We start from the raw sequence: 9082 nt of genomic DNA on the forward strand, positions 1-9082 counted from the left end.
CCCCCGCCCCCCCCCCCCCACCCCCCCCCCGCCCCCCCCCCCCCCCACCCCCCCGCCCCCCCCCCCCCCCCCCCAAAACCCCCCCGCCCTTTCCCGGCAAGCTGTGGTTGGTCAGTTCCTTGGACAATGCCATGGCGACCTGACGCGGACGAGCCACCGAGCGCGAACGGCGCTTGGACAGCAGGTCGGAGATCTTGATCTTGTAGTACTCGGCGACAGTGCGCTGAATGTTATCCACAGAGACCAGTTTGTCCTGCAACGCCAATAGGTCTTTCAGGGATTCGCGAATCAGCTCGATGGTGATGTCGCGGCCCATGAAGTGCGAGTGGGCGATCACGCGTTTCAGCGCACCTTCCAGTTCGCGGACGTTGGAGCGAATTCGCTGAGCGATGAAGAACGCTGCGTCGTGAGGCAACTCGACTTTGGCCTGATCGGCCTTTTTCATCAAGATCGCTACACGGGTTTCCAGTTCCGGCGGCTCGACGGCAACCGTCAGCCCCCACCCGAAGCGGGATTTGAGGCGTTCTTCAAGGCCTTCGATTTCTTTCGGGTAGCGGTCACTGGTGAGGATGACCTGCTGGCCACCTTCAAGCAGGGCGTTGAAGGTGTGGAAAAACTCTTCCTGCGAGCGCTCTTTGCGGGCGAAGAACTGAATATCGTCGATCAGCAAAGCGTCCACTGAACGGTAGAAACGCTTGAACTCGTTGATCGCGTTCAGTTGCAGTGCCTTGACCATGTCGGCCACGAAACGCTCCGAATGCAGGTACACGACCTTCGCATTCGGGTTCTTCTTCAATAGATGGTTACCCACAGCGTGCATCAAGTGGGTTTTACCCAGACCCACGCCACCATAAAGGAACAGCGGATTGTAGCCATGCTTGGGGTTATCTGCCACTTGCCAGGCTGCCGCTCGGGCGAGTTGGTTGGACTTACCTTCGACGAAATTCTCGAAGGTGAACGTGCGGTTCAGATAACTGGTGTGCTTGAGCGCACCCTCGACCTGCACGGTGCGCTGTTCGGCGCGAACCGGGGCTTGCTGCGACGCGGCACCGGCCATCGGATCGAAGCTGTCGCGGGACGGCTCTTCACTGACTTCGGCGGTTTTCTGCGTAGCGCGCTTGGCCGCAGCTGCCGTCGGGGTGGGCGCCGGCGTGCTGACCGGCGCGGCATTTGCCTGGGCCTGGGAAGCTTGCGCGGCGGCCAACGGAGCATTGGGAGCTGCACGAGGTGCCGAACTGCGTTTGCTGCCTATTAATAAGGAAAGCGCTGGCGCCATGCCGTTGCCATGCTCATCCAGCAGTTCAAGGACGCGTCCCAGGTACTTTTCGTTGACCCAGTCCAGGACAAAACGGTTCGGTGCGTAAACGCGCAACTCGTCGCCTTCGGCTTCGACCTGTAGTGGACGGATCCAGGTGTTGAATTGTTGGGCAGGCAGCTCCTCGCGCAAAAGCTCCACGCACTGCTGCCAAAGTTCCACTGACACGGATATCCCCTAAGTTGAAAGCCGGTGAGGCAAAAACAAGCGGCCATTGTAGCGGCGAGCCGTTTACTTATCCACATGCAGGTTGCCCGGTGAACATGATTTATCAATGCGTTAACTGGAAAAAAGGCGACCAACGGTGTGTGAATAAGCTCTGTGGATAACCACCTCTAAGGGCACTGGACAAGTGGGGGCTAAACTCGGTGGATAACCACCCTGTGGATAACTACCTATTTCACACACAGCTTATCCGACAGCGCAGCACAGGCTGAACACCGTTTTCCACTGTAGTTGTCATTTGCTGTACACGACGTAAAACAAGGGCTGATGGCAGTTATCCACAGCTAGACCCGGCCCTAGCTTTTATAAGCTTTACAGAAAAGCTTTAAATAATTCCCTTCTTTATTTTTATGTATGGCGAACAGGGTGTCGGCCAAAGACGCCTCGAGATCTATTTATAAGGAAACGTTGGTTGGAAATTGACCTGAAGGCTTGCTTTCTCTAGAATCCCCGGTCTCTTAAAACGGGGGCCATTCCGGCCCGTTGTGGACGAACCAGGTAACACGACATGAAACGTACTTTCCAACCAAGCACTATCAAACGCGCTCGTACCCACGGTTTCCGTGCTCGCATGGCTACCAAAAACGGTCGTGCCGTCCTGTCGCGTCGTCGCGCCAAAGGTCGTGCGCGTCTGGCAGTTTGATAATCCGGCACTGGAGGTGAGTCAGGACTTCAGTCGGGAAAAGCGTCTGCTTACCGCCCGGCATTTCAAGGCAGTCTTTGACTCCCCTACCGGCAAGGTTCCGGGGAAAAATCTCCTGCTCCTTGCACGCAACAACGATCTTGATCACCCCCGTCTCGGGCTGGTTATCGGGAAAAAGAGCGTAAAGCTCTCCGTTGAGCGCAATCGCCTCAAACGTTTGATGCGCGAATCGTTCCGTCTTCACCAGGATTCACTGGTTGGTTGGGATATCGTTATCGTCGCGCGCAAAGGTTTAGGTGATGTAGAAAACCCCGAATTGATTCAGCATTTCGGCAAACTCTGGAAGCGTTTGGCACGTAGCAAGCCAGTTCCAGCAGTCAAAACCGAAACTGTAGGGGTAGACAGTTCAGATGCGTAAACTGGCCCTCGTTCCGATCCAGTTTTATCGCTATGCCATTAGTCCCCTGATGGCCAGTCACTGTCGCTTCTACCCCAGTTGTTCCTGCTACGCGTATGAAGCCATTGAAAATCATGGCCTTCTGCGCGGTGGCTGGCAGACCATTAGTAGGTTAGGTCGCTGTCATACGTGGAATCCCGGTGGTTATGACCCGGTTCCACCTATCCCTACCTCCCGTTCTTCTTCGATGGACGTGTAATCATGGATATCAAACGCACGATCCTGATCGTCGCCCTGGCAATCGTGTCCTACGTTATGGTTCTTAAATGGAACCAGGACTATGGCCAAGCTGCCCTGCCGACTCAGAATGTTGCTTCCAGTACGACTACATCCGGTTTGCCGGACACCGCCACTGGCAATAATGCTGAAGCCAGTGACGATATTCCGCGTGCCGCAAGCGATACCAGCGCACCTGCCGAAACACCGGTAGCCGCCAGCAAGGATCTGATCCAGATCAAAACCGACGTGCTCGATCTCGCGATCGATCCACAAGGTGGTGACGTTGCTCAACTGACCTTGCCTCTGTATCCACGTCGTCAGGATCGTCCGGACGTTCCTTTCCAGCTGTTCGATAACGGCGGCGAGCGTGTTTATCTGGCGCAAAGCGGTCTGATCGGCACCAACGGTCCGGACGCAAATCCGGCAGGTCGCCCGGTCTACTCCTCGGAGAAGAAGACTTATCAACTGGCTGACGGTCAGGACCAACTGGTCGTAGACCTGAAGTTCAGCAAGGACGGCGTCAATTACATCAAGCGTTTCACCCTGAAACGTGGCCTGTATGACGTAGCCGTTTCCTACATTGTGGATAACCAGAGCGCTCAGCCCTGGAACGGCGCGATGTTCGCCCAGTTGAAGCGCGACAACAGCGCCGATCCTTCGTCCACTACTGCTACCGGTACCGCGACTTACCTGGGCGCCGCCCTGTGGACAAGTTCGGAGCCGTACAAGAAAGTGTCCATGAAGGACATGGACAAGGGTCAACTCAAAGAAACCGTCACCGGTGGTTGGGTAGCCTGGCTGCAACACTACTTCGTGACTGCATGGATTCCGGCCAAGGGCGAAAACAACATCGTCCAGACCCGTAAAGACAGCAAAGGCAACTACATCATCGGTTACACCGGTCCTACGCTGACCGCTGCACCAGGTGCCAAAGTTGAAACCAGTGCTGTTCTGTACGCAGGTCCGAAAAGCCAGGCAGTGCTCAAAGAGTTGTCCCCAGGTCTGGAACTGACTGTCGACTACGGCATCCTCTGGTTCATTGCCCAGCCAATCTTCTGGCTGCTGCAACACATCCACGCGATTGTGGGTAACTGGGGCTGGTCGATCATCTTCCTGACCATGCTGATCAAAGGGCTTTTCTTCCCTCTGTCGGCTGCCAGCTACAAATCGATGGCGCGCATGCGTGCCGTTGCGCCGAAACTGGCTGCACTGAAAGAACAACATGGCGATGACCGGCAGAAAATGTCGCAAGCCATGATGGAGCTGTACAAGAAAGAGAAGATCAATCCACTGGGCGGCTGCTTGCCGATCCTCGTGCAGATGCCGGTTTTCCTTTCGCTGTACTGGGTTCTGCTGGAAAGCGTGGAAATGCGCCAAGCGCCATTCATGCTGTGGATCACTGACCTGTCGATCAAGGATCCATTCTTCATTCTGCCGATCATCATGGGTGCAACCATGTTCATCCAGCAGCAGTTGAACCCGACTCCTCCGGATCCGATGCAGGCGAAGGTCATGAAAATGATGCCAATCATCTTCACCTTCTTCTTCCTGTGGTTCCCGGCTGGTCTGGTGCTGTACTGGGTTGTGAACAACTGCCTGTCGATTACCCAGCAGTGGTACATCACGCGTAAGATCGAAGCGGCGACGAAAAAAGCCGAGGCGTAACTTGCTCTGTGGATAACACCACTCAAAACGCCCCCTAGTGGGGCGTTTTGCTATCTGTCACTTTTGTCTGGATTCCGGTTTATGAGCACACCTCGTGAAACCATTGCAGCCGTTGCCACCGCTCAGGGTCGTGGCGGTGTGGGCATTGTCCGTATTTCCGGGCCGTTGGCCAGTGTTGCGGCCAAAGCCATCAGCGGCCGCGAACTGAAACCGCGTTACGCCCATTACGGGCCGTTTTACAGCGACGATCAGCAGGTGTTGGACGAAGGACTGGCGCTGTACTTCCCAGGGCCTAACTCGTTCACCGGTGAAGACGTACTGGAATTGCAGGGCCACGGCGGCCCGATCGTGCTCGATATGCTGCTCAAACGTTGTCTCGAACTGGGTTGCCGTTTGGCTCGCCCGGGGGAATTCAGCGAGCGAGCGTTCCTCAATGACAAACTCGACCTGGCCCAGGCCGAGGCCATCGCGGACCTGATCGAAGCCAGTTCTGCACAGGCTGCGCGCAACGCCCTGCGCTCCTTGCAGGGTGCGTTTTCCCAACGTGTGCATAACCTCACCGAACAGTTGATCGGTCTACGCATCTACGTCGAAGCCGCCATCGACTTCCCGGAAGAAGAAATCGACTTCCTCGCCGATGGCCATGTGCTGAGCATGCTCGACAAGGTGCGTGATGAATTATCCACAGTGCTGCGCGAAGCCGGCCAGGGGGCCTTGCTGCGTGACGGCATGACGGTGGTGATCGCTGGACGGCCGAATGCCGGCAAGTCCAGCCTGCTTAACGCATTGGCCGGGCGCGAAGCCGCGATCGTTACCGAGATTGCCGGTACTACCCGAGACATCTTGCGCGAACACATCCACATCGATGGCATGCCGCTGCACGTAGTGGATACCGCCGGTCTGCGTGATACCGACGACCAGGTGGAGAAAATCGGTGTCGAGCGCGCTTTGAAAGCTATTGGTGAAGCCGATCGTGTGCTGCTGGTAGTCGATGCGACGGCTCCAGAAGCGCTGGATCCGTTCGCCTTGTGGCCCGAATTCCTCGAAATCCGTCCCGATCCCGCCAAAGTGACCCTGATCCGTAACAAGGCAGACCTGACCGGTGAAGCGATTGCTCTGGAAGTCAGCGATGACGGCCATGTGACTATCAGCCTGAGTGCCAAATCGGCGGGCGAAGGCCTTGAATTGCTGCGCGAACATCTCAAGGCCTGCATGGGCTACGAACAAACCTCGGAAAGCAGTTTCAGTGCCCGACGGCGACACCTGGAAGCCTTACGCCACGCCAGTGCGGCCCTTGAACACGGTCGTGCGCAATTAACCTTGGCTGGCGCTGGCGAGTTGTTGGCTGAAGATTTACGTCAGGCTCAGCAGTCGCTAGGTGAAATCACCGGAGCATTCAGCTCCGATGATCTGCTCGGACGGATCTTTTCCAGCTTCTGCATCGGAAAATAACCCCCCTGCTGTTCACAGACAGGCCTGTTCACGGCCTGTCTGACTCCCTCTTTTTATAAATCCCTCCTTGAGTGCCGGGCAGATTTCTTCTTCCTGAGCGGATTCCCTGTACCCGTCGCGCGCTCATTCATCAGATTTCTGTGGATTAAGCCCTGTGAATAACTGCCTCTAAGGTCAGTTGATAACAGGGCCCGAAAACTGGATATAAACCCCTCTGTGGATAACCACCCCTTTCACCCACAGGCTTACACCGGTTATCCAAGGGCTTCATTGGCACATGGGCACAGGGTTTTGAATCTCTGTACATATTGAATATAAAGGCCTGTAGAGATCTATCCACAGAAATGGTGGTCAGTAAGAATAAACATAAAAACAAAGATTTTATAAATTTCTTTCTTTTTTATTTTTTTAACCGCGAGTTCTCCACAGCTGGTTAAATTTTGTGCAAAGGGTTCTTTAGGAAGGGCGAAGTCCCTATACTTGCCGACCAGGTCCAAAAACCTGATCTCAAACTATTCCTGAATGACCTACTTAAGCAGGCACGAGGTGCGTGGTGGATTTCCCTTCCCGTTTTGAAGTGATCGTCATCGGCGGCGGTCATGCCGGTACCGAGGCAGCACTGGCCTCAGCACGTATGGGGGCAAAAACCCTGTTGCTGACGCATAACGTGGAAACCCTCGGTGCCATGAGTTGCAACCCGGCCATCGGTGGCATTGGCAAAAGCCATCTGGTCAAGGAAATCGACGCCCTCGGCGGTGCGATGGCCATGGCTACCGATAAGGGCGGCATCCAGTTTCGCGTTTTGAACAGCCGTAAAGGCCCGGCCGTACGTGCAACCCGTGCACAAGCGGACCGCATTCTTTACAAAGCCGCTGTCCGCGAAATTCTGGAAAACCAGCCGAACCTGTGGATATTTCAACAGGCTGCTGACGACCTGATTGTCGAGCAGGAACAAGTGCGCGGTGTTGTTACGCAAATGGGTCTGCGTTTCTTCGCAGACTCCGTGGTGTTGACCACCGGTACGTTCCTCGGCGGACTTATCCACATCGGCTTGCAGAATTTTTCCGGTGGCCGCGCCGGTGATCCACCGTCGATTGCCCTGGCTCACCGTTTGCGTGAACTGCCACTGCGTGTCGGTCGTTTGAAAACCGGTACGCCACCGCGTATCGACGGCAAGTCTGTGGATTTCTCGGTGATGACCGAGCAGCCAGGGGATACGCCGATCCCGGTGATGTCGTTCATGGGCAACAAAGAACAGCATCCACGCCAGGTCAGCTGCTGGATTACTCACACGAATGCCCGCACCCACGAAATCATCGCCGCGAACCTCGATCGTTCGCCGATGTATTCCGCTGCCGGCGAAATCGAAGGCATTGGCCCGCGTTATTGCCCGTCGATCGAAGACAAGATTCACCGCTTTGCCGACAAGGAAAGCCATCAGGTGTTTATCGAACCGGAAGGTTTGACCACCCATGAGCTGTATCCGAACGGGATATCCACAAGCTTGCCGTTCGACGTGCAATTGCAGATCGTGCAATCGATCCGCGGCATGGAAAACGCGCACATCATGCGTCCGGGTTATGCGATCGAGTACGACTACTTCGATCCGCGGGACTTGAAGTACAGCCTCGAAACCAAAGTCATCGGCGGTCTTTTCTTCGCCGGGCAAATCAATGGCACCACCGGTTACGAAGAAGCCGGGGCCCAGGGTTTGCTCGCCGGAGCCAACGCCGCATTGCGTGCGAAGGGCAAAGAAGCCTGGTGTCCGCGTCGTGATGAAGCGTACATCGGCGTATTGGTCGATGACCTGATCACCCTCGGTACCCAAGAACCCTACCGAATGTTCACTTCCCGTGCCGAGTACCGCCTGATCCTGCGCGAGGACAACGCCGACCTGCGTCTGACCGAAAAAGGTCGTGAACTGGGTCTGGTCGATGACGCGCGTTGGGCGGCCTTCTGCAAGAAACGCGAAAGCATCGAACTCGAAGAGCAACGCCTGAAAAGCACCTGGATTCGCCCCGGCACGCAGCAGGGCGATGCGATTGCGGAAAAATTCGGTACGCCGCTGACCCACGAATACAACTTGCTCAACCTCTTGAGCCGTCCGGAAATCGACTACGCTGGTCTGGTCGAAGTGACCGGCAACGGTGCCGAAGACCCCCAGGTTGCCGAACAGGTTGAGATCAAGACCAAATACGCCGGCTACATCGACCGTCAACAGGACGAAATCGCCCGTCTGCGCGCCAGTGAAGACACGAAACTGCCTGTGGATATCGATTACACCAACATTTCCGGTCTCTCCAAGGAGATCCAGAGCAAGCTCGGCGCGACGCGTCCAGAGACGCTGGGCCAAGCTTCGCGTATCCCTGGCGTGACCCCAGCGGCCATTTCGCTGTTGATGATTCATTTGAAAAAACGCGGCGCGGGCCGTCAGTTGGAGCAAAGCGCTTGAGTTCTAAGGTCACTTCGCAACACGCTGAAGAGTTATCCACAGGAGCCCGTGAGCTCGGTGTCAATCTCAGTGAAACCCAGCATGAATTGCTGCTGGGTTATTTGGCCCTGTTGATCAAGTGGAACCAGGCCTACAACCTCACGGCTGTTCGCGATCCTGACGAAATGGTTTCTCGCCACCTGCTCGATAGTCTGAGTGTGATGTCGTTCATCGAAAACGGCCGCTGGCTCGATGTTGGCAGTGGTGGCGGCATGCCGGGCATCCCGTTGGCGATCCTGTATCCAGACTCGCAAGTGACCTGTCTGGACAGCAACGGCAAGAAAACCCGCTTCCTGACCCAGGTCAAACTCGAACTGAAACTGGATAACCTCCAAGTTATCCACAGTCGCGTCGAAGCTTTGCAGCCAGAACAACCCTTCAACGGGATTATTTCCCGGGCGTTCAGCAGCATGGAGAACTTCACCAACTGGACTCGCCATCTGGGCGACGCCGATACACGCTGGCTGGCAATGAAGGGCGTTCATCCGGCCGATGAGCTGGTAGCATTGCCGGCAGACTTCAAACTCGATAGCGAACACGCCTTGGCCGTACCCGGTTGCCAAGGCCAACGCCATCTGCTGATACTGCGCCGCACGGCATGATTGGGAACACAAG

At 55.9% G+C, this 9082-nt stretch carries 8 protein-coding genes; 7 read left to right on the plus strand and 1 reads right to left on the minus strand.

The genetic code is table 11. The features are described 5' to 3' along the window. Window positions 1-1483 (minus strand): chromosomal replication initiator protein DnaA (dnaA, locus tag ACIOU6_RS26880; RefSeq protein ID WP_401139703.1); only part of this gene is annotated, 1483 nt, incomplete at its 3' end. Between the two features lie 565 nt (window positions 1484-2048). Between dnaA and rpmH the strand changes: the two genes are divergently transcribed. The 7 genes from rpmH to rsmG all read left to right on the plus strand — a co-directional run bounded on the left by rpmH (window position 2049) and on the right by rsmG (window position 9069). Further along, window positions 2049-2183 (plus strand): 50S ribosomal protein L34, encoded by a 135-nt coding sequence (gene rpmH / locus ACIOU6_RS26885; RefSeq protein ID WP_003213577.1) that lies wholly within the window; start codon window positions 2049-2051, stop codon window positions 2181-2183. A 16-nt stretch (window positions 2184-2199) separates the two neighbouring features. Next, complete coding sequence (rnpA, locus tag ACIOU6_RS26890) at window positions 2200-2601, plus strand: ribonuclease P protein component (protein WP_221733270.1); 402 nt, start codon at window positions 2200-2202, stop codon at window positions 2599-2601. Continuing rightward, complete coding sequence (gene yidD / locus ACIOU6_RS26895) at window positions 2594-2839, plus strand: membrane protein insertion efficiency factor YidD (RefSeq protein ID WP_401139706.1); 246 nt, start codon at window positions 2594-2596, stop codon at window positions 2837-2839. Before rnpA ends, yidD begins: the two co-directional genes overlap by 8 nt. A 2-nt stretch (window positions 2840-2841) precedes the next feature. Further along, window positions 2842-4524, plus strand: a complete 1683-nt coding sequence (gene yidC / locus ACIOU6_RS26900; RefSeq protein ID WP_401139709.1) for a membrane protein insertase YidC — start codon at window positions 2842-2844, stop codon at window positions 4522-4524. An 81-nt stretch (window positions 4525-4605) separates the two neighbouring features. Continuing rightward, the gene (gene mnmE / locus ACIOU6_RS26905; protein WP_401139711.1) at window positions 4606-5976 is read left to right on the plus strand and encodes a tRNA uridine-5-carboxymethylaminomethyl(34) synthesis GTPase MnmE; all 1371 of its coding nucleotides are present in this window, start codon (window positions 4606-4608) and stop codon (window positions 5974-5976) included. 553 nt (window positions 5977-6529) lie between these two features. Continuing rightward, window positions 6530-8428, plus strand: coding sequence for a tRNA uridine-5-carboxymethylaminomethyl(34) synthesis enzyme MnmG (gene mnmG / locus ACIOU6_RS26910; protein WP_401139714.1), 1899 nt, complete (start codon window positions 6530-6532; stop codon window positions 8426-8428). After that, a complete protein-coding gene (rsmG, locus tag ACIOU6_RS26915) occupies window positions 8425-9069 on the plus strand; it encodes a 16S rRNA (guanine(527)-N(7))-methyltransferase RsmG (protein WP_221733257.1) in 645 nt (214 codons plus the stop codon). Before mnmG ends, rsmG begins: the two co-directional genes overlap by 4 nt. Window positions 9070-9082 lie beyond the last annotated feature (13 nt).

It is taken from the genome of Pseudomonas sp. NPDC087615 (genome assembly GCF_044743445.1).
GTDB classification, from domain to species: domain Bacteria; phylum Pseudomonadota; class Gammaproteobacteria; order Pseudomonadales; family Pseudomonadaceae; genus Aquipseudomonas; species Aquipseudomonas baetica_A.